Source organism: Paenibacillus sp. CF095 (assembly GCF_900101225.1).
Lineage (GTDB): Bacteria > Bacillota > Bacilli > Paenibacillales > Paenibacillaceae > Paenibacillus.
Genome location: NZ_FMZN01000002.1, coordinates 48,086 through 71,979, shown reverse-complemented (window position 1 = coordinate 71,979; position 23,894 = coordinate 48,086). Strand labels below are relative to the sequence as shown.

Genomic DNA, 23,894 nt, shown 5'->3' with positions numbered 1-23,894 from the left:
CACGGGAGCCATATTCTACACTTATTATTGTTCTGCTCGGCGGCTACTCCTTCCAATGGGCTGCTGCTGCAGATCCGGTTTCTATTCTCATGACGTCCATTGAAACTGCGCTGAGCGCAGCCATCATCGAGGAACTGGTGTTTCGTGGATTGATGCTTCAATCTATACAGAAATTATGGGTCAGCTGGATTGCACTTGCGGTAACCTCGCTCACCTTCGGAGCCTTCCATCTTGGCAATCCAGGAGCAACACTATGGAGCGCACTTGCCATCACCCTGGAAGCAGGGGTTCTGCTCGGAGCTGCATTCTTGTGGCGGCGTAATATGTGGTTCGCCATGGGGCTGCATTTTGCTTAGAATGCACTTGAAGGTGTGCTTGGCATTCCTGTGTCCGGACTCCCTGCGGCCGGGTTGTTTACGGTGAAGGCTGACAGCGCAGCATGGCTTACGGGGGGAGATTTTGACCTGGAGGGCTCTATTGTTACGGTGATCCTGGGAATTGTGATTGCCATTCCGATGCTGATCGGTGCTGCACAGAAACGGCCATGATTTGTTTCCCGCTATTTGGATGGAAAGTTGGAGCTTGAAAAGATTGTCCAGCTCATGAACTGATTCGATTAATTCTCATTGTACAGAAGGAGCGCATTTAGCGTTCCTTCTGTAGCTGGCAGTTGTGAATCATTGCCGCGGCCGCAACCTCATTCTGGAAATCACGGCTTCTATGACGAGCAGATTAGGAATCCAACAAACCCAAGCGACAACCCGAAACCCCGCCTCGAAATCGCCAAGCAGAAGATTCAGCGGCGCTAACCAGATTCGAAGCGTAACAGCTGCAAGAGTAAGCGCATAACTGCGAAGCATCCATGCTTTATGAGCTTGGATGTCTTTCGCCATAATTTTTCTCGTTGCAATAAGCGTCGTCGCAACCCACAATACATCGAGCGACATGAACCCAAGCCCGGCAATCCAACCTCCCGTGGCAAAAAGGGATAAATACACACTCACGATCCCACTAACTGTAATCGAAAGAACATATCCATACCCCAATAGGCGATGCCAACGTTTCCTATCATTCGTTGGCTTCATAAATAGTTGAAAGGGTCCTATGATCAAGGCAAATATCGCGGTAACAATATGGATGTATAGTACATATATCCATGGTTTGAGTTCAAAATTCGGCTTTTGCAATTTGAAAGAGACAAGTCCTGCATCACTAGCTTTAAGCACGCCATACTGAACAATTGCGTATCCGGCAATCGAAAATGCAAGAATGAAAACGAGTGCCCGAATCATCTTATTTCCCATTAGAATTATCCTCCTCCGTTGATGCACCGTGAAGCTGTTGTCCCTTTAAACCCTATAGTGGCTATAGAGTCAATACCGATCTTCTCGATTAAGGCATCGGCCAGAAAGGGACATACAAATTCAACGCTTGTCGTGGTCAAGTTTCCTGCCGTACTTTTGGTGCAAACGGATCTTCGCTTCCTCCCAGCTTTACAGTTAGAAATAATACCCCTTCCGAATATCATCTAAAAGGGTAGGATGTACTGGTTTCCATCCTAAACGCTCCTGCGTCAACGCACTGGACGCCGGATTATCCGTTTTCGTGAAGGGTGCAAGCCATCCGAAATGTTTACCTGCTTCTTCAACCCCAATACCTTGGACCGGCAAGTTCAAATGGAGGCCCAAAGCCGTGGCGATCTCTTGAAATGGAATGCCCTCTTCGCTCACTGCATGAAACCGGGACCCTGCCGGAGCTTGTTCTAAGGCGAGTCTAAAAAGGCGCGCCGCATCCAGTAGATGCACGGATGGCCAACGGTTGTTACCGGAGCCTGTATAGGCGGAGAACCCCTTCTTGCGAGCGATGTTCACCAGATTTGGGAACAAGCCCGTCTTATCGCCTTCACCGTGTACGATCGGTGGGAGGCGTACAATCGAGGAACGTATCCCACGATTCGCCAAGTCTAGGGTGGTATGTTCTGAAATGATGCGTAATCCACCTTGCGATTGAGGATCCCCAGCGCTGGCCTCCGTTCCGAGACGACCGGGAGTAAGCGTCATCGTAGGCATCGCGACGACAAGCGCCCGGTCACCGGCGGGTAAGGAGGTGCCAAGTGTCTCGATGGCTCGCCTATCGGTCTCAATTGCAGCCTTCATAAATCGCATCACTACATGACGAGGAGTCCCGCCGAATAAAACCCTAAGCCGAGTTGGAAGGCCCGCATGCGAGAACTTGTGGAAGAAGGCCAAATGAATGACCCCGTCTACTGCAGCAGCCACTTTGCGCAAGCCTGCTAAATCCTCAATCGAACCGACTTGAATCTGGGCACCCAGTGCCGTAAGCCGTTTGCTGGCTTTTTCAGAACGGGCAAGACCAACCACTTGATGACCGGCATCCAGCAGTTCGCGAACGACCGCCCCTCCGATGAAGCCTGTCGCCCCTGTAACCAATACACGCATTTTCAGAAATCCCCTTTCCTATCGATAGGATGTTTACTCTTAGTATAGGGGATTGACTACTGCGGTCTTTGCCTTTTCCGTCGGAGTTTTTGCCTGATTCAACAGATTCCGCCGCTTAAAAAGGAAAAATCCGCTAGGCTCTATGCCCGCGGAAATTTGAAAAGCCGTTTACATGTGCGTTTCACTTCAACTTTTGCTGGTCCTGACGCCACCTTGTGATATCTCTAGTTGGAGGACACCCAAAAAATCGGCTGTAATCGCGGCTAAATTGGGAATCGCTCAAATAGCCTACACGCCGGCTCGCCGTAGTTGCGTCAATGGAGCTGGATAACATTAGACGCCTCGCCTCTTGCAGGCGCAGCACCTTTTGATATTGCAGAGGGCTCATCGCAGTAGCCGATCTGAAATACTCGCGAAACGACGATTCGCTCATATGGACCAGCTCCGCCAAATCCGCTACTTTCAACGGCTGAGAAAAGTTATTTTGGAGCCAATCAATCGCTTTTGCAACCTGCTGCATGCCCGATTCCGCCAGAACAGTCTCGGCAACATAAACACCGATTGGGCTACGGAGGATGCGGATATAAATCTCGTCTTTCACCAATGGAGCCAGCATTTGAGCATCATCGGGAGAGGACAGGCAAGCCATCAATCTTGCAGCGGCGTTCATCATGGCCAAGTCTGCTTCTATGACGTAGCACGCACTGCGATTGCGAACCTCCGGTAAACCATTAGGAAATACCATCGGCAGCAACGAAGCAATCCTTTGCGGATCGAGGTATAGACCTATCCCCAAGAACGGTATTTGGGGGCTGGCCTGCATGATTTTCATCGCAACAGGCAAGGCAACGGGGGCAATATACATTCGCGAAGCACTATACTCATAAGCATCCTTGCCTACGGTAATTCGCTTATTTCCTTGCGCTGCAATGCAGATTACCGGTGAGAACATAGTGTGAACATCATCCGCCGCTTCTACTTGCGAATATCGGTTCACATACAGACCATGGATTGGTGAAGCATAGGTCCCATCCTGCGAAGTATGCGTGTAAATCAAACTTGCCAACCGAGCTGCTTCACTATCTAGCGCTGAATTGGCATCATCTAATACAGATACATCCTCATATTTATAGTAATTGTCCATGTTCACAAGCAACTTCTTCCCCCTCAGATGTAACGGGATGATAGGCATGTTCATGATACCACAGGCGCATCCAGAAAGCTTAAGCATTAAAGTTAAATTAGCATGGATATCTCAAGTCTACCCTTCTGCAAGTCCGAGGGGATTCCCTGCTAGCACGAAGCGGACAGCATTTCTCGCTATCGCCTCCCAATGTGCTTTACTTATGATACGGTTCCCCCCGATTTATCTTCACCGCGCGATAAATCTGCTCCACCAATACCAGCCGCATAAGCTGATGCGGCAGGGTCATGCGCCCGAAGCTCAAGCGCTGCTTCGCACGGCGCAACACCTCATCGGAGAGCCCGTGGCTTCCTCCGATGACAAACACGACATGGCTCGTCCCATACGTGCCGAGCTTGTCGATCTCCAATGCCAGCTCTTCGGAACTCCAGAGCTGGCCATCCAATGCGAGCGCGACAACATGCGCCTCGCTCTTCACATGTGCGAGGATGCGTTCGCCCTCGCGCTCTTTTACCGCCCGAACCTCAGCTTCGCTCAGGGTATCGGGCGCCTTTTCGTCTGCGACCTCGATCATCTGAAACTTGATGTACGGGGCGAGCCGCTTGGCATATTCCTGAATGCCCAGCGTGAGATATTTTTCCTTCAATTTGCCTACGCCAATAATCTGAATAAACATGAAAATCCATTCCTCCTAAATTGTCTTGCGAGATATTCTATAAGTAAGATGCTTCAGCGCATCGTTCGTTCCAACCGTAGTACACCTGCACTACACATTTCTCCAAATTCTAACGAACTCCACACACCTTATTCAGCCCCATTGCGGCTACTTTAAAATCTAACGAATCTGAAACACGCTATCCCAGTTAAAACAAGCGTTCCCCACCTCTTACGAGGTCTTTTCAGTAATATAGCGTGTCTACGATTCGTTAGATTTCAACCAGGCGGTATTTGCCACGAATAAGATTCCTCAGGTTCGTTAGAGCTACTCCACCTTCATCCCCCACAACCCTCGCCAACGCCACGCTGCCTAACAACCACCACCAATTCCCCCACAAAGACAAAAAGAGCGCTAATCACGCTCTCCTTGGCTTCTTGCTGCGATGTTCATACCGGATGGAAAGTCAGCCCGAAGCGCCACCTTAAGTCACGCCTCCAGCCGTCTAAGTCCTACAGTACGCTAAACGACGAGGAATTCCGCGTGCTGCTCGCACTCGGCGCACTTCGCAGGCGGGTCCCAATCGGCAAATTCCGTCTCCTTCAGATCAACGATATCTGGAGCGTCCTCATACTCATCGACAAACATGTCGATGGCAATGTCCACGTGTTCTTTGCATACAACGTACATCCGTTAAGCATCCTTTCTGTAACCAGCTATGTTCCCGATTCACAACCGCTTATCCCATTACAGGATAGCCACTTCTCAGTTCTATCACACCTGCCACCGAAAAGAAACCCCTAGCCCCAATTTATCGTGCCCAACCTCCACCAAACCTCTCCATTCGCCGTAAAAGAACACAAAAAGCATCCTTCCCGATACCTTTACGGTACTACGAAAAGAATGCTCCTGTAACATTAACAATCACTTCACATAGCGAATGAATCTTGCTCCTGCGCCTAAATTACGAATACAGAGTTACTTATTGCCCTGTTCCATTCCATGAATTGTCTCTAATCCACACTCGTTTTAATTCAATCCCGACTGCGCCTTCGTCAACAGCTTCCCGCCTTGAAAAGCAATAACCGCATTGGCACCATTGCCGGCTGTGCCTTTATAGTTGTAAACCACCATATTCTCCGCTTCACTCAGCGCTTCACCTTCGCCGCCAAGGATCTCGATGACATCTTCAACCGACATGCCAACCTCAAGCTTCTCATACTGGGCAAACGTAATCAGGACCCCATCGCCTTTCCCGGCCGATCCATTGTTTCCCGATGCTACAGGTGTTTGACCACCAGCCCCACCTGCAATCACATTTGTACTCAGTTCATTCAACTTGGTCTCCAGTGCTGCGATCTTTTGCTCCTGCTCAACGCTCTTGGCTCCCTGCTCCACCAGTTTCTTCTCAAGCCCTGCAATCTTCTCTTGCAGAGCACTTGTATCCACCGATGCTCCTGTTGTAGCTACCTCAGATCCACAGGCGGACAGCACAAACAGTGACAGCGCCAAGCTCGTTCCCCCAAGCATCTTTTTCTTCAAATGTTTCATTATAAATACCCCTTCCATTCTGAAATAAAAATGTGATAGACAAACAGATGTTATTGCATCAGCGACCGTCTCCAACATATTGACAACAGTTTACCACAGCCCTAGTCTGATGTATCTGCTCCTTTGGCTCCGGGTCTAACTGATCATGAGAATATAAAATGGTTGATCTACTCATTTACTGTCGAACGAGCACGTCCACCCATAACAACTAAAAAAGAGTGGTCAGTTAATCTGATCACTCTTCTAGCATTCCCTATTTCAATCCACGCAACAGTATAGGCTCGCTCGTTGAACTTCCCTTACTCCGGCTTATCAGTCAGCTTCACCGATACTTTCTCCACTTTGCCATCCCGGTAGAAGGTCACTTCAATCGTATCCCCAATCTTCTTCTGATCGTACAGATACTTCCGCAGATCCAGCGTGGAGGTAATTTTTTGCCCATCAAATTCCGTAATGACATCATTCAGCTTCATGCCCGCATCAGATGCCGGACCGGATGCTTCCAGCACAACCACACCGCTGTCCACGTGAGATGGCAGCTTCAGATCCTTACGCTGCTCGTCATCCAGTGGTGCATATGGGTTGCTCAGATCGACCGTGTACACGCCCAGGTATGGACGAGATACTTTGCCGTTCAGTAGCAGGGAATCTACCGTTTTCATCACTTCGTTCATCGGAATGGCAAAGCCGAGACCTTCAACGCCCGTATCCGAGATCTTCATCGTGTTGATGCCGACCACTTTGCCGTTCAGATCGACCAAAGCACCCCCGCTATTACCTTCATTAATCGCCGCATCCGTCTGGATCACGTTTTGCTCCCAGTCGTACACCCCGTCCTGATTAATCGATACAGGTAGAATACGATCCGTGTAACTGACAATACCGGATGTCAGCGTACCGCCCAGACCGAGCGGGTTCCCGATCGCCAGCACCGTTTGACCGCGCTGAAGTTTGCTGGAATCACCGATCTCCGCGACTGCACCCAGCCCTTTATCTTCTGCGGATAGTACAGCAATGTCGCTCACACGGTCCTTACCGACCAGCTTCGCTTTGTGTGTCTCCCCGTCTACGGTCACAATCTCCAGATCACTCGCACCCTCCACGACGTGGTGGTTGGTCATGATATAGGCCTTGCCATCTTCCTTCTTGAAAATGACCCCTGAGCCCAGCGCCGAATCTTCCATCGACAGACTGCTACCCGTTTTATGGTTCACAATGCTCACCACGGAAGGACGAACGTGTGCTGCTGCCTGAATAATCCGATCGTATGGATCAGCTGCCTGCGCTGTCTGTGCACCGCCTCCACCACCGTTACCCGTAGCATTAGCCAGCGGTAACGAAGCGGGCTGGGTGATGAAGCTAAACAGCATGACGGTCACGATGGAGCTGATCACCGAGCTAATCACAGCTACCTTCACTGTGGAACTGATTCCCGTACGCGATCTGCGCGGATTGCTCCAGCGGTCACGTCCACGTGCTCTGCCTCCAGGGCGGATGATCTGAAGTTTGCCTTTCTGTTCAGGTTCGGCGCGTCTTGATACTTTGGTTGAATAAAAATCGTCTCCAAACAATCCCATCGTGATCCTCTCCCCTTCGTTGTCACGCATCAAGACCCTGACTGCCGCCTAAGTTGTCGCATGGTTCAACGATGGTGTTCTTACGCTACCCCACTCCAGCCACAGCCGAGCTTCCGATCGCTGTTACTCACAAATTTTTTTTGTTTCTTTTTCCTAGGTAAAATTTGTTCATAGCATATGCTTCCGAAGTAGCTTTCTTTCAGAAAGCTTTCAGGCGATCGCTTCGCTTCTCCAGCCTCGTTCTGTGTCTTTCGTTACGTGCGTACCGTAAATAACCTCTCGTTTTCCCATGCTTTTTTGCATTTTTATAAAATGGTCTTGCATATCGCCGCATCCCGGCATCAAATCAAGATACAGCGTCTATGTACAACAGAACGGACACGCCATTCTGTCAGTGACTCTATCAAACATGCTCTCGCATTCTATGACATGCCATTTCACACGCAAAACAGCCAAAATCACAATGCTCCTCATATACTAAACACGTCAAATCACAAAAAGTTGCATATTTACGAAAATTAAAGCAAATTTCCGCTATAACGCGCTTAACAATAAAGGTCCATAGTATCTATCACCACAAAATCCGGTCCGCTAAGCGCCATTTCGGCAAATATGAAGAACTTTTTCACCCCTGCATAGTCACAGGTTCAGCATACACGTCTCATCACACAAATGTTAGCGGCAAAAAGAGGAATGTTTCCCATCAAGCCTGACTACAATAATAGTAAAAGACAATTCGAAGCTTCATAGAGGAGGATATATATGGATCGCACACGTACACTCACAGCCATGGATGAAGTTCATATGGCGGCCAAGCTGGCCGATCTCAAAGAAGAACACTATCGCAACACGCTTGCACTCAGTACCATCATCGAACTGCTTATTGATAAAGGCATCCTAACCCGCGAGGAAGTCGAGCGCAAAGCCGCCGAACTCGACAGCTTTATGGCTCACCCACCCTATCCCATGGCGTAGGACGGTCGTAATACGTATCACAGAGTTTGAACTCATGATCCCGATAAAAACATCCACGGCTCTCCATCGCGTCGCGCACCGACATTTTCGCCAAGTCCATCATATTATGATCTCGGCTAAGATGTGCCAGATACGTGCGCTTGATGCGTCCGTTCATCAGTTCACTAAGCGCTGCCCCTGCTGCTTCGTTCGACAAATGCCCAATGTCACTCAAAATCCGGCGCTTGGTGTTCCACGGATAACGCCCCATACGCAGCAATTCGACATCATGATTCGCCTCCAGCACCAGTACGTCAGAATCTGCGATCGCATCGCGAACCTTGTCGCTCATGTACCCGAGATCCGTTGCAACAGACAGCTTCTCCGTACCATCATCGAACGTATAACCTACCGGCTCAGCCGCATCATGCGAGATCCCGAAGGATTCCACGCGCAGTGAACCAAAATCATGCTTTTCACCTGTCTCAAATACCCTCCGGTTTTCCTCTGGAATCGCCCCAACCGACTTCTCCAGTGCCGCCCACGTATTCAGATTCGCGTAGATTGGTAAATTATATTTCCGAGACATCGCGCCTAGTCCTTTAATGTGATCGGAATGTTCATGTGTAACCAGAATCCCGTCCAGTTCTGCCCCAGAAATCTCCCTTTCCTGAAACAGTGCATCCAATCGCTTCGCACTAAGACCCGCGTCAATCATGAGTGAGGTACCCCCATGCTGTATGACTGTGGCATTACCTGTCGAACCGCTGGATAACACGGTAAAATATATCCCCATAACGCATTACTCCCCTGGTTTGTCTGTCTTGGGACTGAATACATCCCCACTGATGCCCTGCACGTACAACACTTCGCCACTTTCCAGCACGAACCGCCATGCCGGCATCGCTACCTGTATATCTGAATTGAACAACTGGCCGTAATAGCCCAGCTGAATATCTTTGACAATTGCATCATTTGGCAAAAAGTTCTCGATCAGTGTTCCCAGCGCCTTCGACGCCGGAAGCACCTGCTGATCGCTCTCCTCTGCGGTTGTAATCCGCACTGGAGTTTGACGGTAACCCGTTATTTTCTGGTCGCTGTAGAATAGCTCCAGACTCACATTGAAGAGCGGCCATTTGCCATCCACCAGTGGGTGAAGCACAAAAGCCCCATCCTCGGCCATCAGCTGATCCAGCCGGTACTTCCCGATCTGTGGAATCTCACGCTCTAATGCATCTTCCAGCTCGCTCTGCGAGAAGATTAACTTGCTATCTACAGACTGTTCCAGTTCCATATCAACGCCAGCCTTGTCCTCTTCAATGAACTCATAGGACAACTTTGGCAGCTTCGGCGTTTCATTCGGAATCGGAGCCAGCACCTGAATGCCTTTCTCTTCCATCGCCTGCTGTGTATTATCTGCCAGTGAGGTGAAGTCCAGATTGGCTCCGGCCGTCTCTCGCGCATCCATCCAGATCTGGTATCCCAGCACCAGATTGAGCAGCAGAAAGGCATAGATCAACACATTTTTCGCCCGTCCCCAATCCAAAACATTCACCTCCCTCAGTTAACTGGCTAAAACACTTTCAAACACTCTTGGAAAATTGATCTCTATCCACGTTAACCTGCTCGCTAACGAACTCCACACGCCTTATTTGCTCCATTTTCCGCAAGTTTGTAATCTAACGAATCTGAGAGAAGTTATTTCTATTATTTGTAGGCATTCCATCGGTTTTCACTCGTCTTCTGCCGGGATAACGTCGCTGAGGTTCGTTAGATTTTGCGTTTTAGGCTAATTCGGCATTTAAGGCGTGTCAGATTCGTTAGCCGTTATCAAGATACGGTAGTCTCCTCACCATTTCCAAAGCGGATCACCCATACCGGAATCAGCTTTAGTCCGTCCTCAATCGAAGAAGGACGATAAGCCGGGTACACGTCCACGACCTGGCGATTCTCACCTGCCACCTTTTTAATAAGAGCCTTCAGCTTGTCTCCACCAGGTAGTTTGACCGATTTCTTCGTCTCTGCGCCTTCGTTCAGGTATTCCAGCGATCGTTCATAGCTGGATACCGTCTCCTGCTGCATCTCCATGGTGATCGTGCCAAAGCGGAACTGCATGGAATCCATAATCGGATAGCTGCCATAATACTGTTGGAATTCAAGCCGCGTCTTACTGTCGGCGGTCTCCAGCATCATGCGCGACCGGCCTTTCCAGCCACCATGCTGATTCACAAAATCAACCGCAGACAGCGCATCCTTCGCGGGGTCAATCTGTCCCGCAGGCGGTGCGGCTGGGTCGGTGTAACTGATCCAGCGTTGTTCCTGTTTTACCTGCAGGCTACGTTTACTATCCGTGTAGATCTCCGATCCATCTTTTTCCCGGATATTCCGGGTCATACTTGGATCGAAGAACAGACTACGCTGCATCTGCTCAACCGTGAACTGACCTGTTGGCACATCCGCCTCAATCGTCTCCAGAGCTTCCGCCGGGATATAATACCCGCCATCCATCAAGGTATATGGCGTCCAGTTCGTACCAAAGTCAACATGCTGCTGCACGTCTTGTACTGTAAGGTCTGCCTGCGTTGCTTCGTATACCACGTCTCCCTTGGCGCTGAAGAACAGCGCGTGGGCCTTCGTTTCATTTTTGGACGTATAGATCGAGATTCGGTTAATGGTCTCGCCTTGGAATAAGGAATCCGTCCCGAGCCTCATCACCCGCTGTAACAATGCTACGGGAATACCTTCTTTGAACGATAGCTCAAACCCAGGGTTCTCCTTGCGGATCTGATCCCAGTTCACTGATTGCACACTACGGCGCTGAAAATCATCGAAAGCCCGCCCCTGTAACCTTGAATAGATCAACTGATAGAACGTATTACCAGGGTAAAACACCGTATGTTTATCCTCACCCAGATGAATAATCATCTGATCGGGGAAGATCAATTCTTCAATATTGCGTTCCTGACCCATATTCTCCGTCTTCACATAGTTCGTCTCTGACGTCACAATAGAATCCCCGCCTCCGGGCAAACGGTAGATCAGAAAATAACTCTGAACGAGACTGGCTACAACAAGGGCAGCAAGCACCAAGGATTTAATCCGTTCCTTCACGGTGCTCACCCCCTTTCTCACGCATCGGCAACGTGAACGTTACTGTCGTGCCCACGTCTACCTCAGACTCCAGAGAGATGCTGCCATCATGTGCCTTCACAATTTCCCGGGCAATGGACAGTCCTAGCCCTGTGCCTCCCATACTGCGGGAACGAGCTTTGTCCACCCGATAAAACCGCTCAAAAATGCGATCCAGATCACGCTGTGGGATACCCATTCCGGTATCCGATACCGAGATGGCAAGTGCATGTTCATCACTGCGTCTAGCAGCAATCGTAATGGTTCCACCTTCCAATGTATATTTCAGCGCATTGGACACGACATTATCCAGCACCTGATCAATCTGATCGCGATCCAGCGGGACAGCCGGAATATCATTCTCCACAGATAATACAGGCTGAATATCCTTCTGATGCATCTGGAACGAGAATCGATCCGTCACTTCCTCCAGCATTTCCAGGATGTCTGTTGGCTGTTTCCGTAGCAAAGCCTCTTTGGAATCAAGCCGCGATAAATGCAGCAGATCCGTAACCAGTCGTATCATTCGCTCCGTCTCGTTCTGAATAACACCCACGAAACGACCGGCAAGCTGCGGATCTTCCAGTGCACCGTCATCCAGTGCTTCCGCGTAACTCTTGATCGTGGTCAGTGGTGTGCGCAGTTCATGGGATACATTGGCTACGAATTCACGCCGGGATGCCTCAAGTTCTTCCTGCTCGGTAACATCCTGAAGTACGGCAATCGTTCCCGTGATCCCCCGTTCACGCCGATGAACCGGTGTAAATGTCATTCGAATGACCACAGGTTCTTCTTGTCCTGCCGGTGCAATCTGCAGCAGCGTTGAACCTGTGAAACCACTCGCGAGAGCTTCCGCATCCTCCGGATCAATGCCGAGTAATATGGCAAAGTGTCTTCCTTCAATATCCGCAGGATGCATACCCAGAATGCTGCTGGCACGACGGTTTACGAGAATAACTTTACCGTACTCATCCGTAGCCACCACACCATCACTCATATTCGTCAGAATGGAGGTCAACTTCTCCTTCTCCTCTTCATTCAGTGAAAGTGCATCCCGAAGCCGGCTGGTCATATAGTTAAAAGCCCGACTGAGCTGACCAATCTCATCCGTGCCAAATACAGGTGTCTGCTGATCAAAGTTACCTTCTGCGACCGCTGTCGCTCTCCGAGTCACTTCCTTAATCGGCTGCGTAATCGTATGGGACAGGATCACGCCAAGCACCGCCGTTAACACCAAGGCAATCAGAATGCCGGAAATAAAGATTTTGTTGATTCCCTCCATCGTGGAATACAGCTCGTTCATGGACGCCGCGATGTAGACCGCGCCAATGATCTTGCCGCCAGACAGCACCGGCTTGGCGACGACCTTTTTGCGAACATTATCCTCGTCCACGATATATTCCTCATTGTCCCGAATGCCTTGAAGCGCACGGCTGACAACGGTCTGGGTATTTTTGCGCCCGACATAGTCGGAATGTGAACTTAGCGAGGTCGTCAGTACTTTGCCGCTGGCATCCAGCACCTGAATCTCGGCACCGTTAATGTTGAACAGGTTGTTCACAAGCACACGCAGATTTTCCGTCTTGTCCTCGCCTGCCTCTGCTTCTCCACCTGCCATCGTCTCCCCCACGAGAACCGATAACATCTCAGCACGCGCCTGCAAGTCTTCCGTAAAGTTGCTCGTCAGCGAGTTCTTCATCGCGCTCACAAAATAAACCCCGATCAATTGCATCGCAATCAGAATCAGCAGTACATAGATAATAATCAATTTCGCCTGAATCGTTCGGAAGAACGAGAATCGCGCGAATCGGCCCATTATATCCCCACGCTTTTGGCACTGCGCACGAGATAACCGAGCCCGCGGCGTGTCAGAATCGTTTCCGGTTTGCTTGGATTCTCCTCAATCTTCTCACGCAGACGACGAATCGTAACATCCACGGTACGTACATCGCCGAAATATTCATATCCCCACACCGCTTGCAGCAGATGTTCCCGTGTCATAACCTTGCCGGAATGCTTCGCCATATAATAGAGAAGTTCGTACTCACGGTGGGTCAGATCGAGCGGTTCCCCGCCTTTGTAAGCCGTATACATGTCCATATCAAAAGCCAGATCAAACAGCCGCATGACCTGCTTTTCCTCATCTTCCGGCGCTTCGGCCGTTATCGCAAGCTTTTGCCGTCTGCGCATCTGTGCCTTCACCCGTGCAAGCAACTCACGCGTACTGAACGGCTTTGTCACGTAATCATCCGCACCCAATTCCAGTCCAAGCACCTTGTCGATCTCGCCATCTTTGGCGGTAAGCATGATGATCGGCATCTCCAGATGAGCGCGCACCTCACGACAGACATCCATACCGTCCTTGCCCGGGAGCATCAGATCCAGCAGCATCAGATCCGGTTTCTCGGATAACGCCAGTTCAACCGCACGAATGCCATCAAATGCGCAGATGACCTCGTACCCCTCTTTTTCCAAATTAAACTTCAGAATGTCCGCGATGGGCTGTTCATCGTCCACCACCAAAATCTTCCCCTGCATCGGCTAAGTTCACCCCTATATCCTGCTTAATCCGCGTTAGCGTTTATATCTCTCTTCTATGTTTAGCTTGTACCAAGCCTGCTTGATTTGTTTCTCTAGTTTGTTGTTTATACTCTATAGTTTAACATACCTGAAGCACCGTCACATCCCGATCAGGGGCTTGGAAGGTCTTTCATCTGAAAATTTTTTACAGCAGCAAAAAACAAGGCCAGCATTATAGCCAACCTTGCTCTACTTAAGCTCTATATTAGTTCAGATACGTTAACGGATTTTCTACCGTTCCATTCTTAATAATCTCAAAATGCAGATGTGTTCCAGTCGAACGACCCGTGTTGCCCATAACGCCGATACTCTCGCCTTTTTCAACCACTTGTCCAACCTTAACGCCAATGCTGTTCAAATGCCCATACAGTGTTTCGTATCCGTTACGGTGGTTAATAATGATGACATTACCATAACCGCTTTTCTGTCCTGCAAACGTAATTACACCCTCATCAGACGCTTTCACATCGCGGTTACCTACCAGATCGACACCTTTGTGCTGGCGACCCCAACGTTGTCCAAAGCTGCTGCTCATCGTTGCATTTGATACCGGCCAAGCAAATTCACCTGTGCCCTCACCAACAACTTTTGTTCCGCTAAGGACCACTTCAGTTACAGCTGCTTTAATCACTTCCTGACCAAGCCACTCTTCCTGAACCACTTCACCATTTTCTTTCGTTATACGGTACTGCATGCTTTTTAAGCCACTTTGTCCTGGGCGCACGACTTTAGTTGTACCAGCTTTCAACTCGGCACTTTTGCGCACTTCCACTTGTGGTTTGATCTCAATCTGCTCTACAACCTGCTCAACAGATTTAACAGTTACCGCCGGTTTCGGAACGGTCAGGGTCAGTTCGTCTCCGATTTGAAGCGACGTTTCCTTGATGCCCGGATTATGCTGGCGAATCTCGCTTTGTGTAATTTCATACTTGGCGGCGATTGAAGAGATCGTATCTCCTTCACGAACCACATAAGTTACAGGCGCGTCTTTACCAACGGTTAAAGCTTTAACCGCCTCGGACACATCCCATATTTTGTTTGGATCAGCCTTCACCACATCCGTCGCAACATCTTCCTTGATACCTACCGACTTCAGGGTTGTGCTTGGTCCCTCGTCTTTCTTCGAGGAGTTAGCCGATACCGACTTCGTCTTAAGCGAACTTCGCACAGCCGATGCCGATATGTATTTGCTTTGCACTTGTTCCAGGATTGCATCAGCTGTTGCCTGATCCTTCACAATACCAATGACTTCACCGTCTACCTTGAGCTCCACACCTTTGGCGTAGGCTGTCAGCATGTCACCCAGTTTGTCCAGCGTCTCGTCACTGTTTACTTCAGGTTTGTACGCTCTTACCGTTTCGGTTGTGATGCCATCCGTGTTCAGCACCATCTCTGCATCCGGATATTTATGTTGATATTCCTCAGTTTTGTCTGTAAATAGTTGTTGTAATTGTGCCTCATCTGCAATGGTACCAATCTCGCTACCTTTAACCATTACTTTATAGTACGGTACGGTGTTTGCAGTAACATACTGTTTGCCTGCGAACCCGAGCGATGCTGCGATGAATACACCACATGCTGCTGTAATGATCCATTTGCGCGAGGCCAGAACGCGCTTCTTATTCACACTGAAGGTGGACATGCTCATGTTGTTTTTGTCTTCGGCCGTCCGGTGTTCCCCGGATTGTTCGTGTACCCGGTCTTTGCCCGGTTGGCGTATGCCTCTGAAACCTTTCATGATTCTCTCCTTTTCAGCACTTCTCAGTTCGCATTTCTGTCAAGACATCACCCATCGTGTCTGTCCCATGCTCGTTGATACTTGTATTGGGTGTCCGCAAAATCAGGACTTTAGCTGCGCTCGTAAAAGTGTCAAAATTTTAACCTTTTATCACACCCGTATACTTTAACACAGGTTTTACACTCATTTCAACTCTATACGTCACACCGCAAAGCCACGCCCCGCTTGGTTTCCCTGAATTATCCATAAGATAGTATGGCTGATCCATCACCCATTATGCCTCAACATCCGCTGTACTATGTACTTTTACTTGCAATTTAAGACTAGGTTCTAAGACCCAGTGAAATATGCTTTATTTTTCATAAAAATACAAATAAAAACCCCTCACCAGATCAACTCTGATAAGGGATTACGTAAACAACCTGATTGTGGTTTATCTTAAACTGGATTTCATCCCATGCCATAATAGAAATTAACTTTTATGTCTCTATTCTTTGACTGCAAGAATTACAAATCGCTTCTGCTGTACTTCCCAGAATCCATTTTGCTCCATCTCCGTATGAATATACATTAATGGCTCACGGAACTGTTCTACCTTGAAATCAGGTACTTGCCACGGGATGGTCTTTAGATAATATACCAGTGCCCCTATATCATAGAAACGCTGCGCGGGAGTTGCTTCCCGTTGCTCCAGAATACGGAATCCACACTGTTCCAGCTGAAGAACAGCACGATCCAGCTCCCATCCAGCGTAATCCACGGGCATAGGAATGCCGAGCAGATCATTGATCTCCCTGCAATCTGACCAACCTACCTGTTGAGTCAGAAACAGTCCACCTACCGATAGAATCCGCCTAACTTCCTGCTCATCATACGACTCATGCCGATTAAGAATCAGATCGAATTCCCCGTCTACAAAAGGAAGTTGCGAATCATCAGTCACCGGAAGCACCTTCACACCTAACGGCTGTAATCGTTCCTCTGCAATCGGTATATTCGGAAGATAACCTTCGGTCGCACATGTGTATGGAGGAAGTGGAAGGAGTCTGGACAGCATTTCTCCTCCACCAGTCCCCATGTCGAGCAATCGTTCTGTTTGATTCAACAATCGGCGCGCCATCGTTCCATAGGACCAAGGCAACATTCCGCTCTGAAGTCGTTCACTCCCTGTTACATAGCTAAAATCCCAGCCACTAAACGGCTGCTCCGCCTCTTGCAGGCCTTGCTCGTATCGCTCATTCGTCGCCTCGGTAAACTTTTTTACTGATGGTTCTGAATTAGAATGATATAAGTTCATGTTCAATAAAACCTCCAATTAGTGTATTCATAAACACAAGTCCATCGGATCTCTTGAATGCACACATGAACGGAGGTCCACGAATTGGACTGGAGGTTTCCGCAATATTACCTGAACGTTTTTATATGTTGTGCTCTTTACCTTTATATTTCATACACTGTACCCTCCTACAGGCATTTCCAGTATTTATTTAAATAAATTATATTCAATCACCATCGACAAGTCCATTACATTATGAATCAGGCGATACCCGTCTATGAGTACGCCTGCTTTACCTTCCAATCTTATTCTGTTTGCAGTACTTCCATCAGGTTGTCGTACTCTTCACTGGTCAGGTACTTCGAGATCACCTGTTCAATCTCACGCAGTTCCTGTTCCGTTAGGCCACCTTCCATGGCGCCTGAGATCTGCTGCATTTCTTTCTGCGGCAGCTTGTTCATGAGCAGGCTGAAGATTTTTTCTTTCTCCTCTGCTGGCAGCTTGTCCTTCGCTCCTGTAATGTCATCCGGTGATACAACAATGGCATCATTGCCTGAAGAAGCACCGCCGCTGGCCGCTCCGGTTCCATTACCTGAAGCTGAACCACTACCCTGATCTGTTCCTGAGTCATTACCCGTGCCCGTATCCACCCCATTGCCTGCACTTGTGCCTGAGTTTGATCCTACGGTTGTATCTGTACCTGAACCTTCCTCTGTGCCCTCGTTTGAGCCGCTCCCTTGAGACGCATTCTTGCCTGCATCTACGCCAGATTGACCGCCCTCCGTTCCATTCCCCATAACTGAAACAGCATCTTCCGGAACCTGCTCTTCGTCCGCTCCTGTCGGCTGATCTGTCGTCTCATTTCCCGATTTGTTCCCCTCGCTGGTTTTACCGCCCAAGGCACCTTGGAACATGGCAGTTAACCCCATGGGTTGACCTTCCCACTGAATATTGAAACTCGCGAGTAGCGACTTCGCATATGACTGTACAATTAATCCGGTCGTGAGCAGTGTCAGTGAACTGACCAGCAACACGGTTAGCACGATTTTGACAAACCACACAAGCAACTTCATTCCGTTCTCTCCCTCCGATTATCCCACCCGTCTGACATGCGCATGTCGGGGTCTGTGACTCTACTGTTAACCAGTATTGACGGAAATCTCGGGATTATATCCGATAAACATACAAAAAACCTCCAGTCATCGCTATAAAAGCAACAACTGGAGGCTTAACAAGCCTAAGTCTGCAGACAATTCTATTTTATAATTCAAGAAACAATCTCTCTATTTCTTCGATTACTCGTAGATTGGAAGAACTTGATTCGTTTGCTCACGGTTACGACCAACGGAGAAGATGGCAATTGGAATGCCTGTCAGTTCAGAAACACGTTTTACATAATTCTGTGTGTTCACTGGCAGGTCTTCGAGTTTCTTCGCTCCAGTGATATCTTCGCTCCAGCCTGGCATCTCTTCGTATACCGCTTCACATTCTGCCAGCATTTTGAGGCTTGCCGGATAGTGTGTGATGACCTCGCCGCGGAATTTGTATCCTGTGCAGATTTTTACGGTTTCCAGACCTGTCATTACGTCCAAAGAGTTCAAGGATAGACCTGTGATTCCACTGACACGGCGCGCGTGGCGAACAACAACACTATCGAACCAACCTACACGACGTGGACGTCCAGTTACCGTACCGTACTCATGTCCAGTCTCACGGATTTGGTCACCGATTGCATCATGCAATTCCGTAGGGAATGGGCCATCTCCTACACGGGTTGTGTAAGCTTTCGCTACCCCAATGACTTGCTGAATACGAGCCGGGCCTACGCCAGAACCGATACATACGCCACCTGCGGACGGATTGGATGATGTAACAAATGGATAAGTTCCTTGATCAAGGTCCAACATAACGCCTTGTGCGCCTTCAAACAATACTTTTTTGTCCTCATCAATATATTCGTTCAGAACAACCGATGTATCACGTACGTAAGGACGCAGAATTTCAGCATATCCGAGGTAATCTTGCAGAATCTCTTCAACATCAACAGGCTGACCGCCGTAGACTTGCTCGATGACACGGTTCTTTTCTTTGACCAAATGACGCAGTTTCAGTTCGAAATCTTCAGCATCCAGCAGGTCAACCATCCGAATACCAATACGAGCTGATTTGTCCATGTAACATGGGCCAATTCCTTTGCCAGTCGTACCGATTTTGTTCGGACCTTTGCTCTCTTCTTCCAGTGCATCCAATACCATGTGATATGGCAGGATGATATGTGCGCGCTCACTAATGGACAGGTTCTTGGTTGTGAAATCATTGTCATGAATATAGTTAATTTCTTCGATGAGTGCCTTCGGGTTGATAACCATTCCGTTACCAATAACACACGCTTTATCCGTGTAGAAAATCCCTGATGGAATCATCGTCAGTTTATATTTTTTGTTATCAATCAGAATTGTATGACCCGCATTGTTACCACCTTGATAACGAGCCACCACATCAGCGCTCTCCGCCAAATAATCCGTGATTTTACCTTTTCCTTCGTCTCCCCATTGCGTTCCCACTACAACTACCGTTGACATAGTTAACATTCCTCCGTGGGTGCCTTGCGCACCTTTGTATTGGTCTGTCCGTCCTCTATCCCGGCAGGCATGTTACGCAATAAACCGACTGAGAAGCGTGCTAACGGACAGTAAAAATGTCCTTCCGTTACATTCAAGGGAAGGTTTGCGCTGCTTTAACGCAGCAGTATTAGTGTACCAGTACCCTTTTTCAAAGTCAAATCAAATGGCGAACAATTAGATATAGTACAACTGTAATGTTCGGGATTTACCCACTATTTCAACATAAAAAACCGGAGACTACAGTCCAAGCTTGCTTGACTGCTATCACCGGTTCAAGGATACCCATTTCAATGTGAATCTATATCTGGTATTTATAAGACATGTTTGAGTTTAGTGGCTCTAATGGTTGATCTTCGGGACAGACGATTTTGCTTCATGACCAAAGCCGTCAGCACCTGCCCGTTACATCGCGAAGGCGTCATTGTGCGCCCTCTCGTAATTGACGAATTTATTAAAGTTTTTCAGGAAGACCAGTTCCACCGTACCTACCGGACCGTTACGCTGTTTAGCGATAATGATCTCGATAATATTTTTCTTCTCGGTCTCCTGGTTATAGTAGTCATCCCGGTACAGGAACGCTACGATGTCGGCATCTTGCTCGATCGAACCCGATTCCCGCAAGTCACTCATCATCGGACGTTTGTCCTGACGTTGCTCTACACCCCGGCTCAGCTGGGACAAGGCAATAACCGGAACTTCCAGTTCCCGGCCAATCTGTTTCAGTGTACGTGAAATCTCGGATACCTCTTGTTGACGGTTCTCCCCTGCTTTACCACGTCCACTAATCAGTTGAAGATAGTCGATCAGGATCATGCCAAGGCCTTTCTCTTTCTTCAGGCGACGGCATTTGGCACGAATATCCGCTACGGTAATCCCTGGCGTATCATCTATGAAGATGTTGGCTTCTGACAAAGCTGCAATACCCATCGTCAGCTTCTGCCAGTCTTCATCACCCTTGAAATCACCCATACGCATCACGCTGGCATCCAGGTTGGCTTCCGCACAGATCATACGTTGTACCAGCTGGGCAGCTGACATCTCCAGACTGAAGATGGCTACCGTCTCCTGTGCTCGAATGGCAACGTTCTGAGCGATATTCAGGGCAAAGGCCGTCTTACCTACGGAAGGACGGGCCGCTACAATGATCAAGTCACTGCGCTGGAATCCGGCAGTCATCTTGTCCAGATCAATAAATCCGGACGGAATACCTGTCGTTGTACCCTTATTCTGATGAAGTGTTTCCACACGATCGAATACTTCCATCAGTACGTCCTGAATGGCTATAAAACCACTACTGGAGCGACGGTTGGAGATCTCCAGAATGCGACGTTCAGCTTCTCCGAGCATCGCTGCAACATCTTCGCCGCCTGTATATCCTTCACTCACGATCTGTGTTGCCGTACGAATCAGGCGACGCAGCATCGATTTCTCTTCGATAATCTGAGCGTAATAGTCTACGTTCGCGGCTGTAGGTACACCATGGGCTAGCTTAGCCAGATAACTAACGCCCCCGATGTCCTCCAGCTCACCTTTATCCTTCAGAAGCGAAGTCAGTGTCACGAGGTCAATCGGTTGATTTCCCTCACCAAGCTGGATCATCGCTTCAAAGATTAATTGATGAGGCTTATCATAGAAATCCTCGGTTTGCACCCGTTCCATCGCTGTAATCAGGGCCTCGCCCTGCAACAGGATTGCACCCAGCACGGCCTGTTCGGCTTCCAGGTTCTGCGGGGGAATCCGGTCGAATAACATTTCTCCGCCCATCTTACTCTTCCGTTACCTGTACCTTCAAGGTTGCCTTCACTTCAGGGTGAACCTTGACAGTTACTTGTGTTACGCCGAGTGTACGAATAGGCTCGTCCAGCTCAATTTTACGTTTGTCTACTTTCAGACCCTTTTTAGACAAAGCTTCTGCGATCTGTTTGCTGGTAATGGCGCCAAACAGACGACCGCCTTCGCCGGACTTCGCTTTCAGTTCAGTCACTTCTGCTTCCAGCTTTTTCGCAAGTGCTTCCGCTTCCGCTTTCTCTTCCTGTTTGAGTCTTTCCTCAGCCGCCTTCTGGTTGTCCAGTGTCTTCATGTTGCCGTCCGTTGCCAGACGTGCGATTCCCCGTGGCAATAGGAAGTTCTGTGCGTAACCCTCAGATACTTCTTTCACTTGCCCTTTCTTGCCTTGACCCTTCATATCTTTTATAAAAATGACTTTCATTCGAACAGCCCCTCTTCCTTTTCGATTTCAGCCAGTACGTTCGTCAGCCGTTTTTCTGCCTCTCCAAGCGTTCCTTCAAGCTGCACGGCAGCATTCGTCAAATGTCCGCCACCGCCCAGTCGTTCCATGACAACCTGAACATTCATGCGCCCCAGCGATCTCGCGCTGATGCCAATCAGTCCATCCGGACGCTCACTAATCACAAATGAAGCGACCACGTCAGTCATGTTCAGCAATGTGTCCGCCACCTGGGCGATCATCATCTGTGAAATCTTGCTGCCAGGGTCTGTGACCGCCAGCGCAATGTTTCCATATACCATTTTAGCATGCTTTATGATTTCTGCCTTAGCAATATATTCTGACAGATCCTCTTTCATCAACCGCTGGATCATAATGGTGTCCGCACCGCTACGGCGCAAGAAGCCTGCCGCTTCGAACGTTCTGGACCCCGTGTGCAGTGCAAAATGCTTCGTATCCACCGTAATCCCGGCAAGTAGAGCCGTAGCTTCTAGCGGAGTGAATTGTACCTTGTCATGAATGTATTGCAAGAGTTCGGTTACCAATTCGGCAGCAGAAGACGCATAAGGTTCCAGATAGATCAACACTGCGTCATTGATGAACTCTTCGCCCCGGCGATGGTGATCCACAACTACGACACGGGTAGCAGACTGTACCAGTTTCGGTTCCATGGTCATGGAGGCCTTATGGGTATCCACTACCACCAGCAACGTGTGCTCGGTCATCATCTGGGTTGCCTGTTCCGGTGATACAAATGCTTTGGACAACTTCTCATCCTTGTTCACTTGCTCCATCATGCGTTCAATCGATGGATTAATTCCATCCAAAACAATCCGTGCTTCCACATTGTACAGACTGGCCGCTTTCCACACTCCGATGGATGCGCCGATCGCGTCCATATCCGGAATTTTGTGCCCCATGATGAGCACCCGATCGCTCTCCTGCATGAGATCACGCAGCGCGTGCGCAATAACGCGGGCTCTTACCCGTGTCCGTTTCTCCACTGCGTTAGACTTACCGCCATAGAAAGACAGGCGTTGTCCGGACTTCACGGCAGCCTGATCACCACCACGTCCAAGCGCCATGTCCAGACTGGACTGTGCCAGTTCTCCCATCTCGCTGATGCTATCCGATCCAAACGCCAGTCCGACACTGAGTGTCATTGGCACTTTGAGGTCAGCAGTCATCTCCCGAACTTCATCCAAAATGACAAATCGGCTCTGCTCCAGTTCCTGCAAAGACTTATGATTCAGCATCAACAGATAACGATCAGAAGACAGACGGCGCAGGTACACTTCGTACCGCTTGGCCCATGACGTAATCTCGCTAGTCACACGGGCAATCAGCGCTGTACGCTGTTGATCGTCCATGCCTTGGGCAGCCTCGTCCAGATTATCAAGAACGAGAATTCCCAATGCAAGGCGTTCATTTTCATATTTATCACGAAGAATGGCTAGCTCTGTAATCTCGTATACATATACATACCGCTCCTGCGGGTTATGAATAACTCCATAATGCCGATCATCCAACTGGAATTCGTCATGCAACTCCTTGGATGAATGTTCCTTCGTCCCATCCTTCTTCTCTTTAGGCTGAGGAAGTTTGGGAAACAAATTAAGTAGCGGATTACCCACCATTGTCTTCTCCTGGAACATCTCCGCGACAAAGCGGTTATGCCACTCTACCGTACGATCTTCGCTGTACAGCACAATTCCGAATGGAAGCATGCTGACCGCTTCCCCCTCCATCCGTTTGATCCGAATAGATAGGCCATTAATGTAGTCGTTAAGCTCACGGCGGAACGCGAGCTCCGCCTTAATCATGACGATTCCCAGCGCCGAAGCCAGTATCAGACTAATCAAACCAAGCGTCCAGTTATAAATGGTAACGAACATAACGAGCAACAGCAGCAGTATGAACGCCCATACGGTATAGTAGCCGTGCCAGCGTTTCTTCAGAAATTTAGGCATGACTCATCAC

General features: G+C 49.0%; 22 protein-coding genes. 3 read left to right on the top strand and 19 right to left on the bottom strand.

The window, feature by feature from the left end:
• The first annotated feature begins 89 nt into the window (after positions 1–89).
• Both BLS69_RS32630 and BLS69_RS32625 read left to right on the top strand, forming a co-directional pair.
• Positions 90–356 (top strand): CPBP family intramembrane glutamic endopeptidase, encoded by a 267-nt coding sequence (locus BLS69_RS32630; RefSeq protein WP_256332363.1) that lies wholly within the window; start codon positions 90–92, stop codon positions 354–356.
• A gap of 15 nt (positions 357–371) precedes the next feature.
• Entirely contained in the window at positions 372–548 is a 177-nt protein-coding gene (locus BLS69_RS32625; RefSeq protein WP_240768217.1) for a hypothetical protein, read from the top strand.
• A gap of 129 nt (positions 549–677) precedes the next feature.
• Here BLS69_RS32625 and BLS69_RS19700 read toward each other — a convergent pair whose 3' ends face one another.
• The 7 genes from BLS69_RS19700 to BLS69_RS19670 all read right to left on the bottom strand — a co-directional run bounded on the left by BLS69_RS19700 (position 678) and on the right by BLS69_RS19670 (position 7,386).
• Entirely contained in the window at positions 678–1,304 is a 627-nt protein-coding gene (locus BLS69_RS19700) for a DUF2306 domain-containing protein (RefSeq protein ID WP_091035280.1), read from the bottom strand.
• 195 nt (positions 1,305–1,499) lie between these two features.
• Complete coding sequence (locus tag BLS69_RS19695) at positions 1,500–2,459, bottom strand: SDR family oxidoreductase (protein WP_091035278.1); 960 nt, start codon at positions 2,457–2,459, stop codon at positions 1,500–1,502.
• A gap of 181 nt (positions 2,460–2,640) precedes the next feature.
• A complete protein-coding gene (locus BLS69_RS19690; RefSeq protein ID WP_256332362.1) occupies positions 2,641–3,657 on the bottom strand; it encodes an AraC family transcriptional regulator in 1,017 nt (338 codons plus the stop codon).
• A gap of 142 nt (positions 3,658–3,799) precedes the next feature.
• Positions 3,800–4,279: a 23S rRNA (pseudouridine(1915)-N(3))-methyltransferase RlmH gene (gene rlmH / locus BLS69_RS19685; protein WP_017691463.1), complete on the bottom strand. Its 480-nt coding sequence runs from the start codon at positions 4,277–4,279 to the stop codon at positions 3,800–3,802.
• Positions 4,280–4,780: 501 nt separating this feature from the next.
• The gene (locus BLS69_RS19680) at positions 4,781–4,948 is read right to left on the bottom strand and encodes a CxxH/CxxC protein (RefSeq protein ID WP_017691462.1); all 168 of its coding nucleotides are present in this window, start codon (positions 4,946–4,948) and stop codon (positions 4,781–4,783) included.
• Positions 4,949–5,287: 339 nt separating this feature from the next.
• A complete protein-coding gene (locus BLS69_RS32620) occupies positions 5,288–5,809 on the bottom strand; it encodes a hypothetical protein (protein WP_256332361.1) in 522 nt (173 codons plus the stop codon).
• A 299-nt stretch (positions 5,810–6,108) separates the two neighbouring features.
• Positions 6,109–7,386, bottom strand: coding sequence for a S1C family serine protease (locus tag BLS69_RS19670; RefSeq protein WP_091035276.1), 1,278 nt, complete (start codon positions 7,384–7,386; stop codon positions 6,109–6,111).
• Positions 7,387–8,148: 762 nt separating this feature from the next.
• Between BLS69_RS19670 and BLS69_RS19665 the strand changes: the two genes are divergently transcribed.
• Complete coding sequence (locus tag BLS69_RS19665) at positions 8,149–8,361, top strand: hypothetical protein (protein ID WP_036611899.1); 213 nt, start codon at positions 8,149–8,151, stop codon at positions 8,359–8,361.
• Here the strand turns inward: BLS69_RS19665 and BLS69_RS19660 are convergent.
• The 12 genes from BLS69_RS19660 to BLS69_RS19605 all read right to left on the bottom strand — a co-directional run bounded on the left by BLS69_RS19660 (position 8,330) and on the right by BLS69_RS19605 (position 23,884).
• The gene (locus tag BLS69_RS19660; RefSeq protein WP_091035273.1) at positions 8,330–9,136 is read right to left on the bottom strand and encodes an MBL fold metallo-hydrolase; all 807 of its coding nucleotides are present in this window, start codon (positions 9,134–9,136) and stop codon (positions 8,330–8,332) included. The genes BLS69_RS19665 and BLS69_RS19660 overlap by 32 nt on opposite strands.
• 6 nt (positions 9,137–9,142) lie before the next feature.
• Positions 9,143–9,886 (bottom strand): two-component system regulatory protein YycI, encoded by a 744-nt coding sequence (yycI, locus tag BLS69_RS19655; RefSeq protein ID WP_091035270.1) that lies wholly within the window; start codon positions 9,884–9,886, stop codon positions 9,143–9,145.
• A gap of 284 nt (positions 9,887–10,170) precedes the next feature.
• Entirely contained in the window at positions 10,171–11,451 is a 1,281-nt protein-coding gene (locus BLS69_RS19650; RefSeq protein WP_091035267.1) for a YycH family regulatory protein, read from the bottom strand.
• Positions 11,435–13,285 (bottom strand): cell wall metabolism sensor histidine kinase WalK, encoded by a 1,851-nt coding sequence (gene walK, locus BLS69_RS19645; RefSeq protein ID WP_036671863.1) that lies wholly within the window; start codon positions 13,283–13,285, stop codon positions 11,435–11,437. Before walK ends, BLS69_RS19650 begins: the two co-directional genes overlap by 17 nt.
• Entirely contained in the window at positions 13,285–14,007 is a 723-nt protein-coding gene (yycF, locus tag BLS69_RS19640; protein WP_074092884.1) for a response regulator YycF, read from the bottom strand. The genes walK and yycF overlap by 1 nt, the downstream gene beginning before the upstream one ends.
• A 247-nt stretch (positions 14,008–14,254) precedes the next feature.
• Complete coding sequence (locus BLS69_RS19635; RefSeq protein ID WP_091035266.1) at positions 14,255–15,787, bottom strand: peptidoglycan DD-metalloendopeptidase family protein; 1,533 nt, start codon at positions 15,785–15,787, stop codon at positions 14,255–14,257.
• A 487-nt stretch (positions 15,788–16,274) separates the two neighbouring features.
• Positions 16,275–17,084, bottom strand: a complete 810-nt coding sequence (locus tag BLS69_RS19630; protein ID WP_256332360.1) for a class I SAM-dependent methyltransferase — start codon at positions 17,082–17,084, stop codon at positions 16,275–16,277.
• 284 nt (positions 17,085–17,368) lie between these two features.
• Positions 17,369–18,136, bottom strand: a complete 768-nt coding sequence (locus tag BLS69_RS19625) for a hypothetical protein (RefSeq protein ID WP_091035264.1) — start codon at positions 18,134–18,136, stop codon at positions 17,369–17,371.
• A 222-nt stretch (positions 18,137–18,358) separates the two neighbouring features.
• Positions 18,359–19,645 carry an adenylosuccinate synthase gene (locus BLS69_RS19620; protein WP_036671866.1) on the bottom strand — a complete coding sequence of 429 codons (1,287 nt, stop codon included), beginning with the start codon at positions 19,643–19,645 and terminating at the stop codon, positions 18,359–18,361.
• A 444-nt stretch (positions 19,646–20,089) separates the two neighbouring features.
• The gene (gene dnaB, locus BLS69_RS19615) at positions 20,090–21,451 is read right to left on the bottom strand and encodes a replicative DNA helicase (protein WP_036611922.1); all 1,362 of its coding nucleotides are present in this window, start codon (positions 21,449–21,451) and stop codon (positions 20,090–20,092) included.
• 1 nt (position 21,452) lies between these two features.
• Entirely contained in the window at positions 21,453–21,896 is a 444-nt protein-coding gene (gene rplI, locus BLS69_RS19610) for a 50S ribosomal protein L9 (RefSeq protein WP_036611925.1), read from the bottom strand.
• Entirely contained in the window at positions 21,893–23,884 is a 1,992-nt protein-coding gene (locus BLS69_RS19605; protein ID WP_076252179.1) for a DHH family phosphoesterase, read from the bottom strand. The genes rplI and BLS69_RS19605 overlap by 4 nt, the downstream gene beginning before the upstream one ends.
• Between the last annotated feature and the right edge of the window lie 10 nt (positions 23,885–23,894).

Bases quoted from the DNA above. Each gene is read 5' to 3' on its own strand.
- yycF (WP_074092884.1), bottom strand. From the start codon at position 14,007: ATGCAGGGGAAGATTTTGGTGGTGGACGATGAACAGCCCATCGCGGAC.
- BLS69_RS19635 (WP_091035266.1), bottom strand. From the start codon at position 15,787: ATGAAAGGTTTCAGAGGCATACGCCAACCGGGCAAAGACCGGGTACAC.
- BLS69_RS19605 (WP_076252179.1), bottom strand. From the start codon at position 23,884: ATGCCTAAATTTCTGAAGAAACGCTGGCACGGCTACTATACCGTATGG.
- BLS69_RS19665 (WP_036611899.1), top strand. From the start codon at position 8,149: ATGGATCGCACACGTACACTCACAGCCATGGATGAAGTTCATATGGCG.
- BLS69_RS19620 (WP_036671866.1), bottom strand. From the start codon at position 19,645: ATGTCAACGGTAGTTGTAGTGGGAACGCAATGGGGAGACGAAGGAAAA.
- BLS69_RS19660 (WP_091035273.1), bottom strand. From the start codon at position 9,136: ATGGGGATATATTTTACCGTGTTATCCAGCGGTTCGACAGGTAATGCC.
- walK (WP_036671863.1), bottom strand. From the start codon at position 13,285: ATGGGCCGATTCGCGCGATTCTCGTTCTTCCGAACGATTCAGGCGAAA.
- rlmH (WP_017691463.1), bottom strand. From the start codon at position 4,279: ATGTTTATTCAGATTATTGGCGTAGGCAAATTGAAGGAAAAATATCTC.
- dnaB (WP_036611922.1), bottom strand. From the start codon at position 21,451: ATGGGCGGAGAAATGTTATTCGACCGGATTCCCCCGCAGAACCTGGAA.
- BLS69_RS19695 (WP_091035278.1), bottom strand. From the start codon at position 2,459: ATGCGTGTATTGGTTACAGGGGCGACAGGCTTCATCGGAGGGGCGGTC.
- BLS69_RS19630 (WP_256332360.1), bottom strand. From the start codon at position 17,084: ATGAACTTATATCATTCTAATTCAGAACCATCAGTAAAAAAGTTTACC.
- BLS69_RS19700 (WP_091035280.1), bottom strand. From the start codon at position 1,304: ATGGGAAATAAGATGATTCGGGCACTCGTTTTCATTCTTGCATTTTCG.
- BLS69_RS19625 (WP_091035264.1), bottom strand. From the start codon at position 18,136: ATGAAGTTGCTTGTGTGGTTTGTCAAAATCGTGCTAACCGTGTTGCTG.
- BLS69_RS19670 (WP_091035276.1), bottom strand. From the start codon at position 7,386: ATGGGATTGTTTGGAGACGATTTTTATTCAACCAAAGTATCAAGACGC.
- BLS69_RS19680 (WP_017691462.1), bottom strand. From the start codon at position 4,948: ATGTACGTTGTATGCAAAGAACACGTGGACATTGCCATCGACATGTTT.
- rplI (WP_036611925.1), bottom strand. From the start codon at position 21,896: ATGAAAGTCATTTTTATAAAAGATATGAAGGGTCAAGGCAAGAAAGGG.
- BLS69_RS32630 (WP_256332363.1), top strand. From the start codon at position 90: ATGACGTCCATTGAAACTGCGCTGAGCGCAGCCATCATCGAGGAACTG.
- BLS69_RS19690 (WP_256332362.1), bottom strand. From the start codon at position 3,657: ATGAACATGCCTATCATCCCGTTACATCTGAGGGGGAAGAAGTTGCTT.
- BLS69_RS32620 (WP_256332361.1), bottom strand. From the start codon at position 5,809: ATGAAACATTTGAAGAAAAAGATGCTTGGGGGAACGAGCTTGGCGCTG.